This is a genomic window from Stutzerimonas stutzeri (genome assembly GCF_000219605.1).
GTDB classification, from domain to species: domain Bacteria; phylum Pseudomonadota; class Gammaproteobacteria; order Pseudomonadales; family Pseudomonadaceae; genus Stutzerimonas; species Stutzerimonas stutzeri.
Window position 1 is genome coordinate 4,169,538 of record NC_015740.1, and the last position, 23,238, is coordinate 4,192,775.

24 protein-coding genes are annotated in these 23,238 nt (G+C 64.6%); 7 read left to right on the forward strand and 17 right to left on the reverse strand.

The annotated features are described in order from the left end of the window. Positions 1-30: 30 nt before the first annotated feature. Positions 31-1,011: an IS5-like element ISPst7 family transposase gene (locus PSTAB_RS19175; RefSeq protein WP_013981292.1), complete on the forward strand. Its 981-nt coding sequence runs from the start codon at positions 31-33 to the stop codon at positions 1,009-1,011. A gap of 35 nt (positions 1,012-1,046) precedes the next feature. On the opposite strand, the gene PSTAB_RS19180 is transcribed toward PSTAB_RS19175, so the two are convergent. From PSTAB_RS19180 to rloA2, 3 genes are all read right to left on the reverse strand, one after another. Beyond that, positions 1,047-1,250 (reverse strand): hypothetical protein, encoded by a 204-nt coding sequence (locus tag PSTAB_RS19180; protein ID WP_041771881.1) that lies wholly within the window; start codon positions 1,248-1,250, stop codon positions 1,047-1,049. A 5-nt stretch (positions 1,251-1,255) separates the two neighbouring features. Continuing rightward, a complete protein-coding gene (locus PSTAB_RS19185) occupies positions 1,256-1,519 on the reverse strand; it encodes a DUF4212 domain-containing protein (RefSeq protein ID WP_017245397.1) in 264 nt (87 codons plus the stop codon). Positions 1,520-2,239: 720 nt separating this feature from the next. Continuing rightward, positions 2,240-2,749 (reverse strand): retropepsin-like aspartic peptidase RloA2, encoded by a 510-nt coding sequence (rloA2, locus tag PSTAB_RS19190; protein ID WP_011914911.1) that lies wholly within the window; start codon positions 2,747-2,749, stop codon positions 2,240-2,242. A 178-nt stretch (positions 2,750-2,927) separates the two neighbouring features. On the opposite strand from rloA2, the gene dbpA reads away from it, so the two are divergent. Both dbpA and yccS read left to right on the forward strand, forming a co-directional pair. Further along, a complete protein-coding gene (gene dbpA / locus PSTAB_RS19195; protein ID WP_041771883.1) occupies positions 2,928-4,310 on the forward strand; it encodes an ATP-dependent RNA helicase DbpA in 1,383 nt (460 codons plus the stop codon). Between the two features lie 129 nt (positions 4,311-4,439). Beyond that, on the forward strand, positions 4,440-6,623 hold the full coding sequence (yccS, locus tag PSTAB_RS19200) for a YccS family putative transporter (protein WP_013984282.1): 2,184 nt from the start codon (positions 4,440-4,442) through the stop codon (positions 6,621-6,623). Here yccS and PSTAB_RS19205 read toward each other — a convergent pair. Further along, a complete protein-coding gene (locus PSTAB_RS19205) occupies positions 6,620-7,384 on the reverse strand; it encodes a substrate-binding periplasmic protein (protein ID WP_013984283.1) in 765 nt (254 codons plus the stop codon). The genes yccS and PSTAB_RS19205 overlap by 4 nt on opposite strands. 134 nt (positions 7,385-7,518) lie before the next feature. Between PSTAB_RS19205 and PSTAB_RS19210 the strand changes: the two genes are divergently transcribed. Next, positions 7,519-8,703, forward strand: a complete 1,185-nt coding sequence (locus PSTAB_RS19210; RefSeq protein ID WP_041771885.1) for a BaiN/RdsA family NAD(P)/FAD-dependent oxidoreductase — start codon at positions 7,519-7,521, stop codon at positions 8,701-8,703. Positions 8,704-8,723: 20 nt separating this feature from the next. Here PSTAB_RS19210 and PSTAB_RS19215 read toward each other — a convergent pair whose 3' ends face one another. The 6 genes from PSTAB_RS19215 to PSTAB_RS19240 form a co-directional block, all read right to left on the reverse strand. Next, positions 8,724-8,906: a hypothetical protein gene (locus PSTAB_RS19215; RefSeq protein ID WP_011914916.1), complete on the reverse strand. Its 183-nt coding sequence runs from the start codon at positions 8,904-8,906 to the stop codon at positions 8,724-8,726. A gap of 56 nt (positions 8,907-8,962) precedes the next feature. After that, entirely contained in the window at positions 8,963-9,298 is a 336-nt protein-coding gene (locus PSTAB_RS19220) for a hypothetical protein (protein ID WP_013984285.1), read from the reverse strand. Positions 9,299-9,429: 131 nt separating this feature from the next. Further along, entirely contained in the window at positions 9,430-11,685 is a 2,256-nt protein-coding gene (locus PSTAB_RS19225) for a putative bifunctional diguanylate cyclase/phosphodiesterase (RefSeq protein WP_013984286.1), read from the reverse strand. Positions 11,686-11,887: 202 nt separating this feature from the next. Next, complete coding sequence (locus PSTAB_RS19230) at positions 11,888-12,361, reverse strand: hemerythrin domain-containing protein (RefSeq protein WP_013984287.1); 474 nt, start codon at positions 12,359-12,361, stop codon at positions 11,888-11,890. Between the two features lie 90 nt (positions 12,362-12,451). Next, positions 12,452-12,730 carry a DUF3509 domain-containing protein gene (locus tag PSTAB_RS19235; protein ID WP_013984288.1) on the reverse strand — a complete coding sequence of 93 codons (279 nt, stop codon included), beginning with the start codon at positions 12,728-12,730 and terminating at the stop codon, positions 12,452-12,454. 171 nt (positions 12,731-12,901) lie between these two features. After that, a complete protein-coding gene (locus PSTAB_RS19240) occupies positions 12,902-13,609 on the reverse strand; it encodes a class I SAM-dependent methyltransferase (RefSeq protein ID WP_013984289.1) in 708 nt (235 codons plus the stop codon). A 188-nt stretch (positions 13,610-13,797) separates the two neighbouring features. Between PSTAB_RS19240 and PSTAB_RS19245 the strand changes: the two genes are divergently transcribed. Then, on the forward strand, positions 13,798-14,178 hold the full coding sequence (locus PSTAB_RS19245) for a response regulator (protein ID WP_011914922.1): 381 nt from the start codon (positions 13,798-13,800) through the stop codon (positions 14,176-14,178). Between the two features lie 61 nt (positions 14,179-14,239). Here PSTAB_RS19245 and fba read toward each other — a convergent pair whose 3' ends face one another. The 7 genes from fba to PSTAB_RS19280 all read right to left on the reverse strand — a co-directional run bounded on the left by fba (position 14,240) and on the right by PSTAB_RS19280 (position 21,524). Beyond that, a complete protein-coding gene (fba, locus tag PSTAB_RS19250) occupies positions 14,240-15,304 on the reverse strand; it encodes a class II fructose-bisphosphate aldolase (RefSeq protein WP_013984291.1) in 1,065 nt (354 codons plus the stop codon). 181 nt (positions 15,305-15,485) lie between these two features. Then, positions 15,486-15,821 carry an MliC family protein gene (locus PSTAB_RS19255; RefSeq protein ID WP_011914924.1) on the reverse strand — a complete coding sequence of 112 codons (336 nt, stop codon included), beginning with the start codon at positions 15,819-15,821 and terminating at the stop codon, positions 15,486-15,488. Between the two features lie 19 nt (positions 15,822-15,840). Further along, on the reverse strand, positions 15,841-16,038 hold the full coding sequence (locus tag PSTAB_RS19260; protein ID WP_013984292.1) for a hypothetical protein: 198 nt from the start codon (positions 16,036-16,038) through the stop codon (positions 15,841-15,843). A 116-nt stretch (positions 16,039-16,154) separates the two neighbouring features. After that, complete coding sequence (locus tag PSTAB_RS19265; RefSeq protein WP_013984293.1) at positions 16,155-17,315, reverse strand: phosphoglycerate kinase; 1,161 nt, start codon at positions 17,313-17,315, stop codon at positions 16,155-16,157. A gap of 49 nt (positions 17,316-17,364) precedes the next feature. Continuing rightward, positions 17,365-18,411 (reverse strand): erythrose-4-phosphate dehydrogenase, encoded by a 1,047-nt coding sequence (gene epd / locus PSTAB_RS19270; RefSeq protein WP_013984294.1) that lies wholly within the window; start codon positions 18,409-18,411, stop codon positions 17,365-17,367. A gap of 105 nt (positions 18,412-18,516) precedes the next feature. Next, positions 18,517-20,514, reverse strand: coding sequence for a transketolase (tkt, locus tag PSTAB_RS19275; RefSeq protein WP_013984295.1), 1,998 nt, complete (start codon positions 20,512-20,514; stop codon positions 18,517-18,519). 86 nt (positions 20,515-20,600) lie between these two features. Beyond that, the gene (locus tag PSTAB_RS19280) at positions 20,601-21,524 is read right to left on the reverse strand and encodes a LysR substrate-binding domain-containing protein (RefSeq protein ID WP_013984296.1); all 924 of its coding nucleotides are present in this window, start codon (positions 21,522-21,524) and stop codon (positions 20,601-20,603) included. Between the two features lie 156 nt (positions 21,525-21,680). On the opposite strand from PSTAB_RS19280, the gene PSTAB_RS19285 reads away from it, so the two are divergent. Then, the gene (locus PSTAB_RS19285; protein ID WP_013984297.1) at positions 21,681-22,577 is read left to right on the forward strand and encodes a TauD/TfdA family dioxygenase; all 897 of its coding nucleotides are present in this window, start codon (positions 21,681-21,683) and stop codon (positions 22,575-22,577) included. Then, positions 22,574-23,176 carry a LysE family translocator gene (locus tag PSTAB_RS19290; RefSeq protein WP_013984298.1) on the forward strand — a complete coding sequence of 201 codons (603 nt, stop codon included), beginning with the start codon at positions 22,574-22,576 and terminating at the stop codon, positions 23,174-23,176. Before PSTAB_RS19285 ends, PSTAB_RS19290 begins: the two co-directional genes overlap by 4 nt. Positions 23,177-23,238: the final 62 nt, after the last annotated feature.

Sequence of the window (23,238 nt, forward strand, 5' to 3'; positions counted from 1 at the left end):
ATCCCCGGACTCCACTCACCGAGTTTTCCGATGAAGCAGATGACCTTCGCCGATGCCGAGTACGCCGGCAAGCGCAAGCAGACCCGCAAAGAGCTGTTCCTGATCGAGATGGATCGGGTGGTGCCCTGGAAGGGGCTGATAGCCCTGATCGACCCGCACTACCCCAAGGGCGAAGGTGGTCGCCCAGCCTACCCGTTGATGGCGATGCTGCGCGTACATCTGATGCAGAACTGGTTTGGCTACAGCGACCCGGCGATGGAGGAAGCGCTGTACGAGACCACCATCCTGCGCCAGTTTGCTGGACTGAGCCTGGAGCGCATTCCGGACGAAACCACCATCCTCAACTTCCGCCGCCTGCTGGAGAAACACGAACTGGCCGCCGGCATCCTGGCTGTGATCAATGGCTACCTGGGTGACCGAGGTTTGTCGTTGCGCCAAGGCACCATCGTCGATGCCACGCTGATCAATGCGCCGAGTTCGACCAAGAATAAAGACAGCAAACGCGACCCGGAAATGCACCAGACCAAGAAGGGTAACCAGTACTACTTCGGCATGAAGGCGCACATCGGCGTGGATGACGAGTCGGGTTTGGTGCACAGCGTAGTAGGCACTGCCGCCAACGTGGCGGACGTTACCCAAGTCGACAAGTTGTTGCATGGCGAGGAAAACGTGGTCTGCGCTGATGCCGGTTATACCGGTGTCGAGAAGCGTGCCGAACATGATGGTCGTGAGGTGATCTGGCAGGTGGCGGCACGGCGCAGCACTTACAAGAAACTGGGCAAGAGCAGCCCGCTTTACAAAGCCAGGCGCAAGATCGAGAAGGCCAAAGCCCAGGTGCGGGCCAAGGTCGAACACCCGTTCCGGGTGATCAAGCGCCAATTTGGCTATGTGAAGACGCGCTTCCGTGGCCTGGCAAAGAACACCGCGCAACTGGTGACACTCTTCGCGCTGTCGAATCTGTGGATGGCTCGACGACATTTACTGACGAATGCAGGAGAGGTGCGCCTGTAATGTGGAAAATGGCTGCTGCGAGGTGCTCGCGGCGGCTAAAAACACAGAAATAAGCGGGCGATCTGATCGTTTTTGATCGGTTGACCGCTTTCAAAATCGGCGGAGGCTGAAGTCAGCCAGAAATACAGGGCTACTTCAGACCATCCCTTAGTCGACCCGGCGCGAGCCCAGACCGCGATCCCGATATAGAGCAGGAACGAGGCGCCCACGAACAACATGTTGATCCAATATTGGCTCATGGTGGTTACTCCTCAACCCCGAATTCCTTGTCCAGTTTGTTCAGCCGCCACGCGTAGTGGAAGATGATCGCAATGAACACGATGATGGAACCCTGTTGAGCGAACCAGAAGCCAAGATCCGTTCCCCCTACAGGGATACCGGATACCAGCGGACGCAGGAGGATACCGAAACCATATGAGACAAGAGCCCAGACCACTAAGCTCCAAGTGATAAGGCGAACATTCGCCTTCCAGTACGCAGCAGCATTTTCTTTATCGTTGTCGGCCATTGACGTTCTCCGCCTTATTTTTATTGCGTGTGAAGGGAACCCACATGCTGAATTTAACAGGGCAGGGTTTATGAATGAAAGCCCCGACTTTAGTCTGACAAACAACCCGCAAAGACCAATCCAGATGCCGAAAAGCGCCGCCGCAAAGCGTCCCAGGCTGGCGATTTGCCACGAACCGACCTGCTCGCCGTAACCTTTGTGGCAGACGGTTTTGACGCATGCAGGTGCGGCGGGCTGACGCGGCGCTCCTCCCACCTTCGGGCAGTCGCCTCGGACGCATATCGAGACCGACCGGTCACGAAATTAAATTCACCGCGTAATTATCATCCCCAAGTTCGAAAAGTATAACTTGGAGATTGAACTCTTAATGAAAGATAAATATTTAAAAAACAAGAGCAATGAACTTAAGAAAACGATGTAATTAACTTATCGTCAGTTCATTGCCTTTTGATTGCAAACGAAGCGGTCGCCACACTCCATCGAGGCAGCCTCCCTCAAGCAGGTTTCCAGAGGTCGTGGCGCGCGGATAGACGGACGTCGAGCCGCACGTCGACGCCTCACATGCCAGCAGCGCCCTGCGGGCACCCTCGAGCCTGGCTCGGAGCCGAACAGGGCTGGCTACGGCAGGCCTTGCGGCCTATCGGCAGGCGCGAAGCGGAGAGACGACCTGGCCGGACAGATGCCGTTCGGCGCAGGTCGCGTGCAGTTGGTGACCTGCGTCTAGCAGGCAGGCTGACCCGCCGTGTATTTCTCGGTCGGGTAGATCGCCGCGTTGAGATCACGAATGGTCTCTGCGCCGATCAGCAAGGGGTAACTGAAGTGCGTCCGGTCGGTGAGGTTGACCTGCACCTCGCGCAGCTGATCGCCGATGCATAGCTGCATGCCCACGACGGGGCGCTCGGCCCGCGGCGGCTCGCTGTCGGGATCGACGTTTCCGGCCTCCTCGGCGCGGGTCTTGATACGACTGATACCTAGCAGCCGCTGCTCATAAAGGGTGTCATCGGCACCATCGACGGCCAGACGGAAGCGCACCCAGTCCTCGCCATCGCGTTTGAACTGTTCGATGTCGCGGGCCGACAGCGATGCGGTCATGGCACCGGTATCCATCTTGGCGGGCAGGATCTTGCCGATCTCTTCGACCTTGATGTGCTCGTAGCGGCCATAAAGGGTGGGTTCGGCCGCGAACGCCGGTAGCGCCAACAGCCCGGCAAGGAAAAGAACGCGAGACAAAACAACCTCCTGGGAGCGAATGATGGACAGTTTTCGATCAGCCGCCCCCCGCTGGGTTCAGTCTTCGCGCCTTTCAAAACGTTTCACCAGGCAGGCAGATAGCCATGCCGACCGCGCCGAACGCTCCTGCCGGCAGCCTGATAGACTGCAGACCGATTTCCATCCGAAGGCTCCAACCGTGTCCAGTCCCGCCTTTTCCACCCTGCCCCTTTCCGCCGCCATGCTGGCCAACCTCGAAGCCCTCGGCTACGCGACGATGACGCCGATCCAGGCGCAGAGCCTGCCGCTGATGCTCAAGGGGCACGACCTGATCGCCCAGGCCAAGACCGGTAGCGGCAAGACCGCAGCCTTCGGCATCGCCCTGCTCGACCCGCTCAATCCACGCTATTTCGGCTGCCAGGCGCTGGTACTTTGCCCGACCCGCGAGCTGGCCGATCAGGTCGCCAAGGAGCTGCGCCGACTGGCGCGGGCAGCGGACAACATCAAGATCCTCACGCTGTGCGGCGGCGTCTCCATCGGCCCGCAGATCGCATCGCTGGAGCATGGCGCCCATGTGATCGTCGGTACGCCGGGGCGGGTGCAGGAGCACTTGAAGAAAGGCACCCTCAAGCTCGACGGCCTCAACACCCTGGTGCTCGATGAAGCCGACCGCATGCTGGACATGGGCTTCTACGACGCCATCGCCGAGATCATCGGCCAGACCCCGGCCAAGCGGCAGACGCTGCTGTTCTCGGCCACCTACCCCGCCAGCATCGAGCAGCTTGCCGCCAGCTTCATGCGTGCGCCGCAGCAGGTGCGGGTCGAGTCACTGCACACGGACTCGCAGATCGAGCAGCGCTTCTACGAGATCGACCCCGAGCAGCGTCTGGATGCGGTGGCGCGCCTGTTGGCCAGCTTCCGCCCGGAAAGCTGCGTGGCCTTCTGCTTCACCAAGCAGCAATGCCAGGAGCTGGTCGAGTACCTCAACGCCAAGGGCATCTCGGCAGCGGCACTCAATGGCGATCTGGAGCAGCGTGATCGGGATCAGGTCCTGGCGATGTTTGCCAACCGCAGCCTGTCGGTGCTGGTGGCCACCGATGTCGCCGCCCGCGGGCTGGATATCGACGCACTGGACATGGTGATCAACGTCGAGCTGGCCCGCGATCCGGAAATCCACGTCCACCGTATCGGCCGGACCGGACGCGCCGGCAACCAGGGCCTGGCCGCGAGCCTGGTGGCCCCGGCCGAAGCCCATCGTGCCCAGGCCATCGAGAAGTTGCAGAAGTCGCCGCTCAACTGGCATTCCCTGCACGAGCTGAAAGCCGGTGCGGGTGCGCCGCTGCAACCGCCGATGGTGACGCTGTGCATCGCTGCCGGGCGCAAGGACAAGCTGCGCCCGGGCGACATCCTGGGGGCCCTGACCGGCGACGCCGGCCTGCCGGGCAGCCAGGTCGGCAAGATCGCCATCTTCGACTTCCAGGCGTTCGTGGCGGTCGAACGCGATGCGGCCAAACAGGCCCTCAAGCGCCTGAACGAAGGTAAGATCAAGGGCCGCTCGCTGAAGGTCCGCGTGCTGCGCTGAAGCCAGCCGCCGCCAAGCCGATAGCAAGCAGGCCAGCATCAGGCGGCCGGAGGGTTGAGCCCCGGCCGCGGCCGTGACAGCGTATGCGCTGGCGCTGCCCTATCTGCCCGTCCCCAACCGGATCGCTCCATGCCGCAACCCTCGCTCAGCCAGTACTTACGCCGCCTCTGGGCGCTGGAGAAGTTCGGCTACAGCCTGCGCGTGCTGATCGCCATGGCCGGCAGCATGGGCCTGGCCTGGTACCTCGGGCAGCCATCGCTGATCATTCCGCTGTTCCTCGGCATCATCGCCAGCGCCCTGGCGGAGACCGACGACAGCTGGCTGGGCCGGCTCAGCGCCCTGCTGGTGACCTTGCTGTGCTTCAGCATCGCCGCGGTAGCCGTCGAGTTGCTGTTTCCCTATCCGTGGCTGTTCGTTGCCGGCCTGGCGTTGTCCACCTTCGCCCTGGTCATGCTCGGCGCGCTCGGCGAACGCTACGGCGCGATCGCCCAGGCCACGCTGATCCTCTCCATCTACAGCATGATCGCCGCCGACCAGCGCAACGGCGAGCTGCAGCAGTTCTGGCGCGACCCACTGCTGCTGGTGGCCGGCGCCGCCTGGTATGGCCTGCTGTCGGTATGCTGGAACGCGCTGTTCGCGCACCAGCCGGTGCAGCAGAGCCTGGCGCGGTTGTATCGCGAGCTGGGCCTGTACTTCCGCTACAAGGCAGCGCTGTTCGAACCGGTGCGCCAGCTGGACGTCGAACAGCGCCGGCTCGAGCTGGCGCAGCAGAACGGCCGGGTGGTCAGCGCTCTGAATGCGGCCAAGGAAACCCTGCTGCACCGCCTGGGCAGCGGCCGCCCCGGCAGCAAGATCAATCACTACCTGAAGCTTTACTTCCTCGCCCAGGACCTGCACGAGCGTGTCAGCTCTTCGCACTACCCTTACCAGGCCCTCGCCGAAGCCTTCTTCCACAGCGACGTGCTGTTTCGCTGCCAGCGCCTGTTGCGCCTGCAGGCCAGCGCCTGCGCCGAACTCGGCGAGGCCATCCAGCTGCGCCAGACGTTTCGCTACAGCGATGCCAATGCCCAGGCACTGGAGGACCTGCAAGCGTCGCTGGAGCACCTGCGCGAGCAGAACAACCCGGCCTGGCGCGGCCTGCTGCGCTCGCTGCGGGCGCTGTCGAGCAACCTCTCCACCCTGCAGCGCCAGCTCGCCAGTGCCAGCGACCCCGCCGCGCTGGAAGGCACACAGGACAGCAGCCTGCTGGATCGCCAGCCGCAGACGCTGCGCGAGGCATTCAACCGCATCCGCCTGCAGCTGACGCCGACGTCCCTGCTGTTCCGCCATGCCTTGCGCATGGCCATCGCCCTGGTCGCGGGTTACGCCGCGCTGCACGCCATCCATCCCGAGCAGGGCTACTGGGTGCTGCTGACCACCGTATTCGTCTGCCAACCCAACTATGGCGCCACCCGGATCAAGCTGGTGCAGCGGATCAGCGGCACCGTGCTCGGCCTGGTGGTCGGCTGGGCGCTGTTCGATCTGTTCCCCAGCCAGCCGGTGCAGGCACTGTTCGCCGTGGTCGCCGGAGTGGTGTTCTTCGCCACCCGCAGCACGCGCTACACCCTGGCCACGGCCGCGATCACGCTGATGGTGCTGTTCTGCTTCAACCAGGTCGGCGATGGCTACGGGCTGATCTGGCCGCGCCTGTTCGATACCCTGCTCGGCAGCCTGATCGCCGCCGCCGCGGTGTTCCTGATCCTGCCGGACTGGCAGGGCCGGCGTCTGAACCAGGTGGTCGCCAACACCCTCAGCTGCAACAGCGACTACCTGCGCCAGATCATGCGCCAGTACGACAGTGGCAAGCACGACGACCTGGCCTACCGCCTGGCCCGGCGCAACGCCCACAACGCCGATGCCGCGCTGTCGACCACCCTCTCGAACATGCTTCTGGAGCCCGGCCACTTCCGCAAGGATGCCGAGACCGGCTTTCGCTTTCTGATCCTCTCGCACACCCTGCTGAACTACCTGTCCGGCCTCGGCGCCCATCGCGAAAGCCTGCCTGACGATGCCAGCGATGCGCTGCTCGAGCGCGCCGCGGAGCAGCTGGCGGCGAGCCTCGACGATCTGGCCACGGCGCTGGCACAGAACAAGCCGGTGGCCATCTACAGCGAAGAGGAAGAAGCGCTGGCGCAGCAGCTCGAACAGATTCCGGAGGAGATGGACGATGCCCATCGCCTGGTGCAGACCCAGCTCGGGTTGATCTGCCGTCAGCTGGCACCGCTGCGCAGCATGGCCGCGCACCTGATCAAGCAGCAGCCGGTCCAGCGCTAGTACTGGGGCAACGCGTCCGGGGCGGGCATGGCGTGGCGGCGAAAGATCGCCGCGTAGCTGCCGTCCTCGACCATCGCGGCGATCTCGCGCTCGAAGGTCGCCACGATGTCGGTCGCCTGCGGGTGGTCGCTGCGCACCACCAAGGACAGCCCGACCCGCCTGAACTCACCGGGGACGAAGGAAAGCTCATCCCGCTCATGGCCCAGCTCGCGCTCGAGATGGAACAGTACGGTGCGCTCATCCTCCAGCGTCAGGTCGACACGTCCGGCAAGCACCATCGCCGCCGCCTGGACGAAACTGGCAGCGTAGCCCTTTTGCAACCGCGCGTTGTCGTCCAGTTCATCGCTGTACATGTAGCCCCGGCTCAAGGCGATCGGGTAGCCGATCAGGCTATCGAGGCCGTCATAGCGAAAGTCGCTTCCGCGTCGTTGGACCCAGCGCATCCGGTTGACCAGAAACGGGCGGGAGCTCAGCGTGTAGTCAACGCGCTTGAGCGTCGGCCAGCCATTGACCATGTCGTAGCTGCCGTTGCGCAGGCCGAACAGAGCGCGCTCCCAGGGCACCTCGATGTACTCGACCCGGTAGCCCCCGCGCTCCAGCGCGGTGCGGATCAGCTCGACGGACAGCCCCTCGCCGGGCAGGCTCTTGCCCGTATAGGGCGGCCAGATGTTGCCGGCCAGCCGAAGCACTTCGGCGGGCAGCGAAGCGCTCGCCAACAGCAGCATCAGTCCGAACAATCGTCGCATGGCCATCACGTCCACCCGCCCCTCTGGCAAAGCGCTATCAGCCCATCAGAACACAATGCTGGTCGATTGACGTCGGCGCCTCGTCGGATGCCTGGCTGCAGCGAAACCGCGAGCGGAGTACCATCGCGCGTTTTCGAACGAGGTATGCATTGGTGCAGACTGACGTGGTGGTAATCGGCGCCGGTGCCGCCGGCCTGATGTGTGCATTCACCGCCGCCGCGCGCGGCCGCCAAGTGCTGCTGCTCGACCACGCCAACAAGGCGGGCAAGAAGATCCTCATGTCCGGCGGCGGGCGCTGCAACTTCACCAACCTCTATACCGAGCCGGCCAACTTCCTTTCCAGCAACCCGCACTTCTGCAAGTCTGCCCTGGCGCGCTACACCCAATGGGACTTCATCGAGATGGTCAGCCGCCACGGCGTGCCCTATCACGAGAAGAAGCTCGGCCAGCTGTTCTGCGATAACAAATCCAGCGACATCCTGGAGATGCTGCTGGACGAATGCGTGCGGGCCGGAGTCGATCTGCGCCTGGACACCGCCGTGACGGCGATCGAGCGGCTCGATCAGGGGTATGCGCTGCAGACCGGCATCGGCGCGGTGCGCTGCCAGTCGCTGGTGATCGCCACTGGCGGGCTGTCGATCCCGACCCTGGGCGCCAGCGGCTTCGGCTATCAGATCGCCCGCCAGTTCGGCCACAACGTGCTGCCGACCCGCGCGGGCCTGGTGCCATTCACCATTACCGAACCGCAGCTCAAGACCCTGTGCAGCGAACTGTCCGGCACCTCGGTGGAGGATTGCCTGGTCAGCTGCAACGGGCAGAGCTTCCGCGAGAACATCCTCTTCACCCATCGCGGGCTGTCCGGCCCGGCGATCCTGCAGATCTCGTCCTACTGGCAACCGGGCGACGTGGTGCATATCGACCTGCTGCCGCACCTGGATCTGGTGGAATGGCTGACGGCGCAGCGACAGGAACGCCCCAACATCGAGCTCAAGACGCTGCTGGGTGAGGTTTTCACGCGCAAGATGGCCGGCCTTCTGTGCGAGCAGTGGTTCAGCTCACGGCCGCTGAAGCAGTACGGGCCCAGCGAGCTGGAAGCGATCGCGAACAAGCTGGCGGACTGGCAGGTGGTACCCGCCGGAACCGAGGGCTACCGGACGGCGGAGGTCACGCTGGGCGGTGTGGATACGCGCGAAGTGTCGTCCAAGACCATGGAGTCGCAGAAGGCGCCAGGGCTGTACTTCGTCGGCGAGGTACTCGACGTCACCGGCCATCTGGGCGGCTTCAACTTCCAATGGGCCTGGGCGTCGGGCTACGCGGCCGGACAGTTCGTCTAGCCGGCGCAGCGCCGGAACCACTACTCGTTGGTCCGGTTGGACGGCGGCGAGATTTCCCGCGGGCCGGCGGGATCGGTAGCGGTGTTCTGGTATTCCTGCTGGTTGCGGCTGTTGTTATCCAGCGCAGACTCCTCATCGTCCGGCGAGCAACCCACCAGCGCCAGGGCAGCCAGTGCACCAGCCAAGATAAAACTCGACTTCATCGCTTTTCTCCTGCGCATGACACCCTGAGCCCGCGGCCCAGGGTGCCGGGCCGCGCTTACTGCGAAGTGCCGGTGCCGGTTCCAGTGCCAGTGCCAGTGCTCGGCGCGGTACCGGAGCCGGACTCGGTGCCCATGCCGCTGCCATTGTCGGCAGGCGGAGTGGCCATGTCGCCCGAAGTACCGGTGCCAGTGCCCGTTCCGGTGCTCGGTGCAGCGCCGGTACCGGTGCCGGTTCCAGTGCCTGCAGGCGGCGTGGTGGTGTCAGTGGAGGGTGCGGCCGGCTGCTCGGTGGTGGCCGGCGGCGGGGTCGGCTCGCGGTCGCGGTCTTCGTCCGGGCCGCAACCGACCAGCAGAAGTCCGAGTACGGGGGGCAGCAGATAGGTAAGACGCATGGTTAACCTCCTTCAGAGTGATCCGGCGGGTGGCCGGAGAATTCTTGAATCGTCAGATTCACAGAAGGTTGACCTTGTTAAGGCGCAAGAGTGCCCCGGCCGTCTCATTCCTGGCGGCGCGCAGATGCCGGTCAGCCAGGCAGACAGGCCGGGAGCGGGTCGTTCAGCGTCGTCCCGGGCGTGACCGGATGCAATGCCCAGAGCTCGTCGAAACGATGCTCGCGATCGAACATCCGCTGCAGTTCTGCCGCCGAGCGCGGAGGACTGAACCAGTAACCCTGCACCAGCTGACAACCCTCGGCGCCGAGAAAGGCCACCTGTTCGGGGCGCTCCACGCCTTCGGCGACGACCGCCAGGCCGAGGCTCTGGCCGAGCCCGATGACGGCGCGACTGATGGCCACCGAGTCGGGATCCTCCGGCGCGGCGGCGATGAAGCTGCGATCGACCTTGAGCACGTGCAGCGGATAGCGTTTGAGGTAGCCGAGCGAACAGTAGCCGGTGCCGAAATCATCCAGGGCCAGGCGCACGCCGAGCGCCGCGATCTCGTGCAGGCTGCTCATGGTCGCCTCGCTATCCTGCATCAGCAGCGTCTCGGTGATCTCCAGCAGCAGGCTGTCCGGTCGCAGCCCGGTCTCCCGCAGCACGCGCGCCAGCAGATCGGTGAAACCGGGCTGCTGCAGCTGACGTATCGACAGGTTGACCGCGCAGTACAGTTGCGTCTGACCGGCCTGCTGCCAGCGACGGACCTGGCAGCAGGCCTCGCGCAGCACCCACTCGCCGACGCGAACGATCTCGCGCGACTCCTCCAGCACCGGAATGAACTCGTGCGGCGCCACTGGCTTGTCGTTGAAGCGCCAGCGCAGCAGCGCCTCGACGCCGACGACATAGGGTCGGCCCTGCTCGACGCGGCAGATCGGCTGATAATGCAGGGCGAATTCCCGCCGCGTCAGCGCCTGGGCCAGCGCGCTCTCCAGTTCCAGCTGACGGGCCGCCTTGGAATGCAGGCCGTCGCAGAACAGGGCGAACTGGTCCTTGCCCGCACTCTTGGCGCGATACAGGGCCAGGTCGGCCGCCTGCAGCGCATTCAGCGCCTGACCATCACGCTGCAGCGGCGCGATACCGATGCTGGCGCTGACCGACAGGGTGCGCTCGCCCAGCTGCAGCGGTTGGCGCAGGGCCACCAGCATGCGCTGGGCGACGCGCTCGGCATCGGCTTCGCAGGCCAGATCGCCAAGCAGGGCGACGAATTCGTCGCCGCCGAAACGGGCCAGGTGGTCACCCGGCCGCAGACATCTCAGCAACCGCTGCGCCACTTCCACCAGCACCTGGTCGCCAGCGCCGTGGCCGAGGCTGTCGTTGATCAGCTTGAAGCGGTCCAGATCGACGAAGAGCAAGGCCGCGGCCCGACCGTGCGGTCGCTGCTGCACCTCCTTGAGCAGTTCGTCCAAGTGCAGACGGTTGGCCAGGCCGGTCAGGGCATCGTGGCGTGCCGCATGGCGCAGGCACTCCTCGGCGGCCTTGCGTGCGCTGATGTCGGTCTGCGAACCGGCCATGCGCAGGGTTCCCTGCTCGCAGCGCTCGGCGACGCCGCGCACCAGCACCCACAGGTAGCCACCGCCCTCGATGCGCACGCGGTATTCATGGGCCAGCGACGGCGTTCGCCCGTTCAGGTGATCGGCGATCGCCTCGCGCAGCCCAGGCAGGTCGTCCGGATGTACCCGCTCGAACCAGCTGCGGCTGGTATAGCTCGGCTGCGCAGGCATGCCCAGCATGGCGGTCCAGCGCTCGGACAGGTGCAGCTGGTCGTGCTCCACGTTCCATTCCCAGATGCCGTCCTCCGAGCCGCGCAGCGCGCGCGTCAGCCGCGCCTCGCTGTCCTCCAGGGCGTGCCGCTGAGCGGCGCTGTAGGTGTCGATGGCGAGGATCATGTCGAAGAAGACGATCTTCAGCAGGCTGTCGTACAGCCTGTGCTGCTCGTTGTCGCCGAGCAGCGTGCGCAGCATTTCCGACAGGTAGAAGCGATAGGCACCGAGGTACCATTCCAGGTCGACGCCGACCCGCTGATGGACCAGCCCCACCAGCAGGCGGTCACGCACGTAGTCGCGCTCGTAGGGACCGTTCCACAGGCGCCGGTAGTATTCCTGCTGGCGCTGCTTGAGCCGCATCAGCCCGGCGCAGTCACTGTGCAGGGTGGCTGGCTGGCCGAAGTCGGCAAGGTGTTCGTAGAGCTTATCGATGAAGGCGCGATGAGCCGCGTCCAGCTCGGCCGCGGCGCGGTTCAGGCGCAACGCGTCACCGGTCTGCCACTGCAGGAAGCGCTTGCGGGTCAGGATCTGTTCGAGGCCCAGCCCCACTCGTTGCAGCAACGCCTTCAGCTCGTCTTCCATCCACGCCCCTTGCTTCCCTGCCGCACCCATGCGCCTGAGAACATCATCCAGGCCTGAGCAACGGAAGTTGATACTAGAAAGCCATCAAGGGTCGCAGCGACGCCTGGTCGCACTATTGATGCACGTCAGCAAAGACGCAGGTGCTGCGGGGCGGAAGCAGAGCGGACCGGGGCAGGGAGCCCCGGTGGCCGGTAGGCGAGGTTCAGGCTGCCTGCTTGGCAGTGAACTCCTTCTTCAGACGATTGCGCAGCTCCATCATCTGCGCACCCATTTCCTCGAGGCGCTTGGCGTCGAACAGTTCGCGCGCCTGCGGGAACATTTCCGATTCCTCTTCCTCGATGTGGTGCTCCAGCAGCTCCTTGCAGACCTTGGCCCGTCCGGAGAACTGGACGCTGCCCGGATCGGTGGCCTTCAGATCCGGCAGCACCAGCGAATCCACGGCTCGGTGCTCTTCCTTGGCCTCGTGATACATCTTCAGCTCTTCCTTGCCGCCGGCTTCCTTGTAGGCGGGGTAGAGAATCTGCTCTTCCAGCTGGGTATGAATGGTCACTTCCATTTCCAGCTTGCTGAGCAGCTCGGTGCGCGTCTTCACGGCGCGCTCGGTGGATTCGGTCAGGCGCGTCAGCAGGTCCTTTACGCGCTCATGATCCTCGATCAGCAGGTCGATGGCGTTCATGTGGCTGTCCTCTTCGGCTTCACGGGCTTGATGACCGGGCTCTGGCGGCCCGGTTTGCTACGGCTGCGGCATGGGCCGCAGCCGTAGGGCTCAGGCGTACTCGTAGGTCGGCAGTGCGGTACGGCTCTGGCTCTGCAGATGGGCGATGGAAGGCGACATGCCGGCTTCCAGTGCCAGATCACGGCGAACCGAGCTGACGACCCATTCCAGCTGAATCCGCGTCTGAGTCTGGCCTTTCGACAGGGCGCGCTTTACCAGCGTGCGGTCGTCGTTGCGCAGGGTCAGCAGCAGGCCGCCATCGGGACGGGGCTCGGTGAGCACTTCGAACTCAGGGAATGCGGCAGTAAGAAATTGTTGTGCAGCGGTCATTGTTCTGTACTCCAAGAAAGTTCCAGCGAACATTAAAGGAGCAGCGTTCGTGCCAACCCGCAGAAAAATTAATTTTCCTTTAATAACAAATACTTAACTAAATCCAGCCAGGAATTAGACCGTGCAAAACGCAATACAAAGCGTGACGCAGGTTGCATTCTGCGGCCTGCGTCAGCCGCGAGAAGCCTTGCGCCAGACACTGGCGAGCCAGGGTTGCTGGGCCCGAGGAAGCCCGGCAGGACGATAGTAGTGCTCCAGTTCGACAAAGCCGGCGGCCAGCAACCGCGCCCGCCAGCTTGGCCAGCTATACCAGACACCGTAGCGGTCACCGCTCCAGCCCTCCTCGTCCTGACCGCGGGGATTGGAGCAGAACAGCACGCCGCCCCCTTTCAGCGCCTCGTGCAGACGGGCCAGCACGCCGGACAGCTCCGCGCTCGGAACATGGAACAGCACGGCGTTGGCGAAGATGCCGTCGAAGCTCTCCGTCGGCAGCTGCAGCTGCAACAGGTCCTGCTGCCAGACCTCGCAGCCGCTGTCCGCTCGCGCCATCTCGACAAATGCCTCGGTGCCGTCGAGGCCCACCGCGACGTGCCCTCGTGCGGTCAACGCCTTGAGATCGCGTCCGGGCCCACAGCCGAGATCGAGAATACGCAGCGGCGCCGGCGCCTGAATGTGACGCAGAAGGGCATCGATGTTCTGACTGACGTCGTGGTCGCGGGTGCCGTCGCGAAAAGCCTCGGCGTTGAGGCGGTAATAGTCCAGGGTGCGCTGTGCCGCGCGGTCCGGATCGCTCATGGCATTCATCTCCTGCAGGGCATCGCCCACCCTAGCGTGCATGCGCGCCAGCTGCCAGCCCATGGCCCCGGCGAAGGTCGGCATTGAGTCGCGCGCTGGAAGCGGCGAGGATAGCGGCGACAAAACCGTGCGTTACTGCACAGCAGTGGACGGAAAACGACGACCGTCCGGCCGCAGGACTGAAACTTGCAGCGTGCAACCTGTCGAAATCCTGTCCGGCCCCATGACGGCGGGCTGGATATGCAGCACGTAACGCAACATCGAGATCCATCATGAACCACGCACTGCCAAAAATCGTTCTGCTCGTCGAAGACGAGCCGCATATCCTCAGCCTGCTCTCGGACTATCTGGCCAGCGAGGGCTATCAGGTGCTGGAAGCGGACAGTGCGCCTAAGGCTTTCGAGATCCTGGCGACCAAACCGCATCTGGATCTGCTGGTCACCGACTTCCGCCTGCCGGGCAATGTCTCCGGAGTGATGATCGCCGAGCCCGCGCTCAAGCTGCGGCCGGAGCTGAAGGTGATCTTCATCAGCGGCTATCCCATCGAGATCTACGAATCCGGCAGCCCCATCGCCCGCTCGGCACCGGTGCTGGCCAAGCCCTTCGCGCTGGACACCTTGCGTTGCCAGATCCAGGAACTGCTCGCCAGCTGAGCACACATGCAGCGCAGAAACGAAAAAGCCCGCAAACGCGGGCTTTTTCATGTCCGATCGATCAATTGATCTTCGGATCCAGCTCGCCGTTGGCGTAGCGCTGGAACATGCCTTCCAGCGAGATCGGCTTGATCTTGCTGGCATTGCCGGCGGTGCCGAAGGCTTCGTAGCGGGCGATGCAGATGTCGCGCATGGCGGCGACGGTCTTGGCCAGGTACTTGCGCGGGTCGAACTCGCTGGGGTTCTTCGCCATGAACTCGCGGATCGCGCCGGTGGAGGCCAGACGCAGGTCGGTGTCGATGTTGACCTTGCGTACGCCGTACTTGATGCCCTCGACGATCTCCTCGACCGGCACACCGTAGGTTTCGCCGATCTCGCCGCCGTACTCGTTGATGATCTTCAACCACTCCTGCGGCACCGAGGAGGAACCGTGCATTACCAGGTGGGTATCCGGGATGCGCGCGTGGATTTCCTTGATGCGCTGGATCGACAGCGTGTCGCCGGTCGGCGGCTTGGTGAACTTGTAGGCGCCGTGGCTGGTGCCGATGGCGATCGCCAGGGCGTCGACCTTGGTCTTGGCGACGAAGTCGGCGGCTTCTTCCGGATCGGTCAGCAGCTGGCTGTGATCGAGCACGCCCTCGGCGCCGACGCCGTCTTCCTCGCCGGCCATGCCGGTTTCAAGGCTGCCCAGGCAACCCAGCTCGCCTTCCACGGAGACGCCACAGGCATGGGCGAAGGCCACGGTCTGCTGGGTCACGCGCACGTTGTACTCGTAATCGGCGGGGGTCTTGCCGTCTTCGCGCAGCGAGCCGTCCATCATCACCGAGGAGAAGCCGAGCTGGATCGAACGCTGGCAGACGTCCGGGCTGGTGCCGTGGTCCTGGTGCATGCACACCGGGATGTGCGGGAATTCTTCGATCGCCGCCAGGATCAGATGACGCAGGAACGGCGCACCGGCGTATTTGCGCGCACCGGCGGAAGCCTGGACGATCACCGGGGAATCGGTCTTGTCGGCCGCTTCCATGATGGCGCGCATCTGCTCGAGGTTGTTGACGTTGAAGGCCGGCACGCCGTAGCCGAACTCGGCGGCGTGGTCGAGCATCTGGCGCATGCTGATGAGTGCCATGTTTTCCTTTCTCCCGGTCTGGGTCGTTTGATCGTGTAGAGCCTGCCGCAGTGGCCGACGCTGTTCAAGCGCCGCACGCTGGGCGCGGCATTGTAGAGGCGGGAGCGACAAATGCCAGCGTCCCGCCAGCGCTTTAAAAAACGTAGCCTCGCATCGCGAGGCCGCAGTAACCGATGGTCCGCTAGATACTGATGAGCGATGCGCTGCAGCCGTGGGCCAGCACCTTGTCATCGGCGACGCGATACACCAGCGCCTCGTTGCCCTTGTCATGGAAGGCAACTACGCCATCGCTATAGAAAGTGCCATGCGTTGCAGGTTCCTTGCGCAACGTATGAACCTGCTCGCTGTTGCCGATCTTCAGGTCGATGGCGTTGCGCTGATCATCGGCGTAGCGCCAGGCGATGTGCTGCTGGCTCTGGCACTTCCAGCGCACGAACGGCGCGTCCGGGCCGGACTGCCAGTGGCCGCAGCCGCCGAGCAGCAGCGCGGCGAGCAGCATGGGCAAGCCTTTGTTCATTCCATCTCCTCGAGGCGAATCAGTCCGGACAGTCTTGCAGTCCGCCCTGGGTAACGACGGTCGGATCGCCAGTGGCCTGCATCTGCATGCGCTGATCATGCTCGGCGGTCGGGCTGAGCACCGGCGGCGGGTCGAGCACCTGACAGGCGGTATCCGGTGAATTGCCGGCACAACCGGCCAGGCCCAGGCAACAAACGGCAACAGCGATGTAGCGCATGGGGAATCCCCTTTCCTCGTTCCGATAAGAACAAAGACCACGGCGAGCCGCCGGGGTTGCCGTCTGCAACAGCGGGCTGCCAGCGCCGAGGGCGCCGCCGGCAGCCCGCCCGGTCATCAGCTGGCGCGTTGCTCCAGTACCTCGACCGCCGGCAGCACCTTGCCCTCGACGAACTCGAGGAAGGCGCCACCACCGGTGGAGATGTAGGAGATCTGTTCGGCCACGCCGTATTTGTCGATGGCCGCCAGGGTGTCGCCACCGCCGGCGATGGAGAACGCCGGGCTCTGGGCGATGGCCTGGGCCAGCACCCTGGTGCCGTTGCCGAACTGGTCGAATTCGAACACGCCCACCGGACCGTTCCAGAGAATGGTCTGCGAAGCCTTGAGCATCTCGCCGAACATGGCTGCGGTCTTCGGCCCGATGTCCAGGATCATGTCGTCGTCGGCGACGTCGGCGATGGCCTTGACCGTGGCCTCGGCGCTCTCGGCGAATTCCTTGGCGACCACCACATCCACCGGCAGCGGCACGGCGACCTTGGCCGCGATGGCCTTGGCGGTGTCGATCAGATCGGCCTCGTGCAGCGACTTGCCGACCTTGTAGCCGGCCGCGGCGAGGAAGGTGTTGGCGATGCCGCCGCCGACGATCAGCTGGTCGCAGATGTCGGCCAGCGAGGTCAGCACGTCGAGCTTGGTCGATACCTTGGAGCCGGCGACGATGGCCACCATCGGCCGCTGCGGCTTGTCCAGCGCCTTGCCCAGCGCGTCCAGCTCGGCCGCCAGCAGCGGGCCGGCGCAGGCGACCTTGGCGAACTTGGCCACGCCATGAGTCGAGCCCTGGGCACGGTGGGCGGTGCCGAAGGCGTCCATGACGAAGACGTCGCAGAGGGCAGCGTACTTCTGCGCCAGCTCGTCGGTGTTCTTCTTCTCGCCCTTGTTGAAGCGCACGTTCTCCAGCAGCACCAGCTCACCCGGCTTGACCTCGACACCGTCCAGGTAGTCCTTGACCAGCGGCACCTCACGGCCGAGGGCCTTGGACAGGTAATCGGCGACCGGCTTGAGGCTGTCTTCCTCGCTGTAGACGCCCTCTTCCGGACGGCCCAGGTGCGAGCAGACCAGCACCGCGGCGCCTTTTTCCAGCGCCAGCTTGATGGTCGGCAACGAGGCCAGGATGCGTGCATCGCTCTTCACCGCGCCATCCTTCACCGGCACGTTGAGGTCCTCGCGGATCAGCACGCGCTTGCCGGAGAGGTCGAGGTCGGTCATCTTCAAAACGGTCATGTTGGTCTTCCTTAAGGTCGAGAAGCAGCGATGTTCCAAGCGCGTGCCACTACGGGCGATGAGCCACGCGCAGGTAATGGTCGGTGACGTCGAGCATGCGGTTGGCGAACCCCCATTCGTTGTCGAACCAGGCCAGCAGATTCACCAGGCGCGGGCCGGAGGCACGGGTCAGGCTGCCGTCGACGATCGCCGAATGCGGGTCGTGGTTGAAGTCGCAACTGGCATGCGGCAACTCCGTGTAGGCCAGCAACCCCTGCAAGGGGCCGCTTTCGGCGGCCTCGCGCAGCACCCGGTTGATCGTCTGCGCGTCGGTATCCCGAGCGGTTTGCAGCGTGATGTCCAGGCAGGAGACGTTTACCGTCGGCACCCGCACGGCTTTGGCCTGAATCCGCCCGGAGAGTTCCGGCAGCAGGCGCTCGATGCCCCGGGCGAGCCCCGTGGATACCGGAATCACCGACTGGAAGGCCGAGCGGGTGCGGCGCAGGTCGTCATGGTGGTAGGCGTCGATCACCGGCTGGTCGTTCATCGCCGAGTGAATGGTCGTGATGGAGGCGAACTCGATGCCCACCGCGTCATTGAGCAGCTTGAGCAGCGGCACGCCGCAGTTGGTGGTGCAGGAGGCGTTGGACACCAGCCGCTCGGTGCCGCTCAGCTGCCCCTGATTGATGCCCATCACCACGGTGGCGTCGACATCCGCCGCACTGGCCATCGGCTGGGAAAACAGTACCCGCGGCACACCCGCCGCAAGGAAACGCTCGCCATCGCCACGGCTGGTGTAGGCGCCGGAACATTCCAGCACCAGATCGACGTCGAGTGCCCGCCAGTCGATGGCTTCCGGCGTCGATGCACGCAGCACCTTCACACAGTCGCCGTTCAGGTGCAGGCAGTCGCCCTCCACGCCCACGTCGCCTGGAAAGCGGCCGTGAGTGGAGTCGAAGCGGGTGAGGTATTCCAGGCTGGCCATGTCGGCCAGGTCGTTGAGGGCAACGAACTGAAAATCGAAGGCGGCGCCGCGCTCATAGAATGCACGCAGCACGCAACGGCCGATGCGGCCGTAGCCGTTGAGAGCGACGCGATAGGGACGGGCGTTGGCCATGGGTTCTCGTCGGTCCTGCAGGTGGAAAGCGGCAGTTGGCTCTCCACCCTACGCGGATGGGGCTTGATGGGATGGATGACCGCAGCCATCCACCCATCGTCGCGATCAGTCCTCCAGCAGCTCTTCGGCGACCGCGAGGATGTTGTCGACGGTGAAGCCGAATTCCTCGAACAGCTGGCCGGCCGGAGCCGACTCGCCGTAGGTGGTCATGCCGATGATGCGACCGTCGAGGCCGACGTACTTGTACCAGTAGTCCGCATGCGCCGCCTCGATGGCGATGCGCGCACCGACTTCAACCGGCAGTACCAGCTGCTTGTAGGCCGCGTCCTGGGCGTCGAACACGCTGGTGCAGGGCATGGAGACGACGCGCACCTTGCGGCCCTGCTCGGCCAGCTTGTCGGCGGCCTGTACCGCCAGGCTGACTTCCGAACCGGTGGCGATCAGGATCAGCTCCGGCTCGCCAGCGCAGTTCTTCAGGATGTAACCGCCGCGGGTGATGGCCGCTTCGGTTTCGTTGTCACGCACATGGAACGGCAGGTTCTGCCGCGAGAAGATCAGCGCGCTCGGACCGTCCTTGCGCTCGACCGCATGCTTCCAGGCCACCGCGGACTCGACCGTGTCGGCCGGACGCCAGGTATCCAGGTTCGGCGTGGTGCGCAGGGCGACCAGCTGCTCGACCGGCTGGTGGGTCGGGCCGTCTTCGCCGAGGCCGATGGAGTCGTGGGTGAACACGTAGATCACCCGCTGCTTCATCAGTGCCGACATGCGCACGGCGTTGCGTGCGTATTCCATGAACATCAGGAAGGTCGCGCCGTAGGGAATCAGGCCGCCGTGCAGGGCGACACCGTTCATGATCGCGGCCATGCCGAACTCGCGCACGCCGTAATACATGTAGTTGCCCGAGGCATCCTCGGCCACCACCGGCTTGCAGCCCTTCCACAGGGTCAGGTTGGAGCCGGCCAGGTCCGCCGAGCCGCCGAGCAGCTCCGGCAGCAGCGGGCCGAAGGCGTTCAGGCAGTTCTGACTGGCCTTGCGGCTGGCGATGGTTTCGCCCTTGGTGGCGACTTCACGGATGAACTCGCTGGCCTTTTCGGCGAAGTCCGCCGGCAGCTCGCCGGCCATGCGTCGCTTGAACTCGGCAGCCAGCGCCGGGAATTCGGCCTCGTAGGCGGCGAAGCGCTTGTTCCACTCGTTCTCGGCGTCGGCGCCCTTCTGCTTGGCGTCCCACTCGGCGTAGATCTCGGCCGGGATTTCGAAGGGGCCGTGCTTCCAGCCCAGCGCCTCGCGGGTCAGGGCGATTTCGGCCTCACCCAGGGCAGCGCCGTGGGATTCTTCCTTGCCCTGCTTGTTCGGCGAGCCGAAGCCAATGATGGTCTTGCAGCAGATCAGCGTCGGCCGGTCGCTCTTGCGCGCGGTCTCGATAGCCATCTGGATTTCGTCGGCATCATGGCCGTCGACATTGCGGATCACCTGCCAGCCATAAGCCTCGAAGCGGCGCGGGGTGTCATCGGTGAACCAGCCGTGGACTTCGCCGTCGATGGAAATGCCATTGTCATCGTAGAAGGCGATCAGCTTGTTCAGGCCCAAGGTACCAGCCAGCGAGCAGACTTCGTGACTGATGCCTTCCATCATGCAGCCGTCGCCGAGGAACACGTAGGTGTTGTGATCGACGATGTTGTGGTCGGGGCGGTTGAACTGCGCCGCCATGACCTTCTCGGCCAGGGCGAAACCGACAGCGTTGGCCAGGCCCTGGCCCAGCGGCCCGGTGGTGGTCTCGACACCGGCGGTGTAGCCGAACTCCGGGTGGCCAGGGGTCTTGCTGTGCAGCTGGCGGAAGTTCTTCAGGTCATCGATGGACAGGTCGTAGCCGGTCAGGTGCAGTAGCGAGTAGATCAGCATCGAGCCGTGGCCGTTGGACAGCACGAAGCGATCGCGGTCGGCCCACTGCGGGTTGGTCGGACTGTGCTTCAGGTGGTCGCGCCAGAGCACTTCGGCGATGTCCGCCATGCCCATGGGGGCACCCGGGTGGCCGCTGTTGGCTTTCTGCACGGCATCCATGCTGAGGGCGCGGATGGCATTGGCTCGCTCACGACGGCTGGGCATCGCTGAATCTCCTGCGGGGGTGTACGTAGAAAAAGGCGGCCATTTTCCCCTACCGAGGGTGGCCGGGGCAATGACTGAATCGGCCGTCAATCCAACAGTTCGACGCCCTGGCGGGTCACATCCGGCAGGTGTTCGAGCAGGTAGTCGCGCATGCGCGCAAGCGTCGCCGACTCGCTGCCACCGCCTGGCCACACCAGGTAATAGCTGTCGCCGGAGCGCACCGCCTGACGCAGTGGCAGCACCAGGCTGCCGCGCTGCAGTTCGGCACCGACCAGGGCCAGATCGCCGATCGACACGCCATGGCCCTGGGCGGCGGCGGAGATGCCCAGTTCGAGGGTGTCGAACAGTTTGCCCTGCTGCCAGGCGACCTCATCCACGCGCCCGGTGCGCTGCAGCCAGCGCCGCCAGTCACGGCAGTCACGCGACGGGTGAATCAGCTCGGCCGCCGCCAGCTGCTCGGTGCTCCAGGGCGCCGCGCCGAGCAGTTCCGGCGCGCAGACCGGCACCAGCCATTCGTCGAACAGCTTGACCCGGCGCCAGTCGGCCGGAAAACCGCCATTGCCCAGCAGGATCGCGCAGTCGAACGGCTCGCTGTGGAAATCCACCGCGTCCAGATCCATCCAGGCGCTGGTGAGCTGCACACGATTCTGCGGATGCGCCAGCTGAAAGGCGTTCAGCGCGCCGAGCAGCCAGCGCATGGTCAGCGTCGAAGGCGCCTTGAGGCGAAGCGCGCCGCGCTGGCGCGTCACCGCGACGCAGGCGTTCTCGATGGTACGGAAACCGATCTTCAGCTCCTGCGCCAGCAGGCGGCCGGCATCGGTCAGCACCAGCCGCGAGCCATGTCGCTCGAACAGCTGGCAATCCAGATGCTCCTCCAGCGTCTTCACGTGCCGGCTTACCGCACTCTGGGTGATGAACAGGCTCTGCGCCGCCTGGGTGAACGAGCCGAAGCGCGCCGCCACCTCGAACGCACGTAGCGCATACAGAGGCGGCATGCGCGGTACTGCCATAACGGATTCCGGCATGACTAAAACTCATCCTTAGCGGCTGTTTTTTCCATTTTTCAATCCTCATGCACCTCCCAATACTGCGCCAGCTAAGGGTCGTAGGCCAACCCCGCCAAAACACCCATCACGCCAGCACATACAAAAGTCAGGGACGGATGTATGCACAACGATCATTACGAGACGCTTCTGGCCCGCGCCGTGACCAAGGGCGCGCTGCAGCATGAGCAGATCGGCGATATCCTCAATTTCAGGCTGTTCGGCAACAAGCGCGGCTACCTGACACTGGAAAACCTGCCGGTCGGCGATATCCCGCCCACCCCGCCCAGCCGCGAACAGCTGAACAAGCCCGACGAGAGCAGCGAACGCCTGTTGCTGCAGGCGACGGCGCTGCTGGGCGAGCCGATCGGCTACCTGCAGGAGTCCGATGGCTGCATCGTCAACAACTTCTTCCCGCTGCAGACGCAGTCCCGAGCGGCGAACTCCGACAGCTTCGACACCGAACTGGATCTGCACACCGAAAACGCCTTCCACGCCGTGGTACCGGACTATCTGGTGCTGCTCTGCCTGCGCCAGGACCCCGCCGCCGAAGCGGTGACCTACATCGCCTCCATCGAGCGCATCCTCGAGCGTCTGACCTTCGAAGAGCAGGCCTTCTTCCTCACCGAGCCGTACAACTTCCTGTCCGACTACGGCCCCACCGGCAAGAACCAGCGCATCGACATCAACCGCCACCAGACCATCCTCTATGGCGATCCGGACGCGCCCTTCTTTCGTTTCGACCCGCAGTTCATGCTGGCTTTCAGCAGCCGCGCCCAGCAGCTGATGGACAAGCTGCGCAACATCGCCTGGGAAGTGGTCGAGCCCGTGCGCCTGAACCGCGGCGACATGCTGATCATCGACAACCGCCGCACCGCCCACGCGCGCAGCCCCTTCAGCGCGCGCTTCGATGGCAGCGACCGCTGGATCCAGCGCGCCTTCGCCATCACCAATCCCAACTTCTACGCCGAGCGGCTGGGCAAGCGCAGCCGCGTATTCGGCCTGGTGACCGAACTATGAACGCCACCTACCTCGCCTTCGCCGCCGCGGTCGCACTGCTGATCGCCTCCCCCGGACCGGTGGTCGCCCTGGTGGTGGCCGACGCCCGCCGCCGCTGGCCGCTGTGGACCATCCTCGGCGGCGCCGTGTCGGCGCAGATTTTGATGATCGCCGCGCTGGTGATGATCTACCTCGCACTGGACCTCGACCCGCTGGTGCTCGAGGCCGGGCAGATCCTCGGCGGGCTCTACCTGATCTGGCTGGGCTGCGACGGCCTCTGCGGCGGCGGCGGCGAAACCACCACGCCGCGCCGCAGCGAGGCGCACTACTTCTGGCGAGCCATGGCGGTGGGCCTGTCCAATCCAAAGGACATCCTGTTCTTCCTCGCCTTCCTGCCCGGCTTCATCCTGCCGGCGCAGCCGTTCGCTCCGCAGGCCACGGTCCTTATCGTGATCTGGCTGGTGATCGATCTGAGCATCCTGCTCGCCTACAGCCTGCTGTCGCGCCGCCTGGCCGGCGAGGGGCTGGTTCAGCGGTTGCTGGATATCCTGCCCAACTACTTCCTCATCGGCCTGGGCCTGGTGTCCTGCACCCTGGGGCTGTCCCGCCTGCTGCAGTAACCCTGCACCCGCAAGGGCAATATCAAAACTTTTTGATACTGCCCTTGCTGTACGAAAAGTGA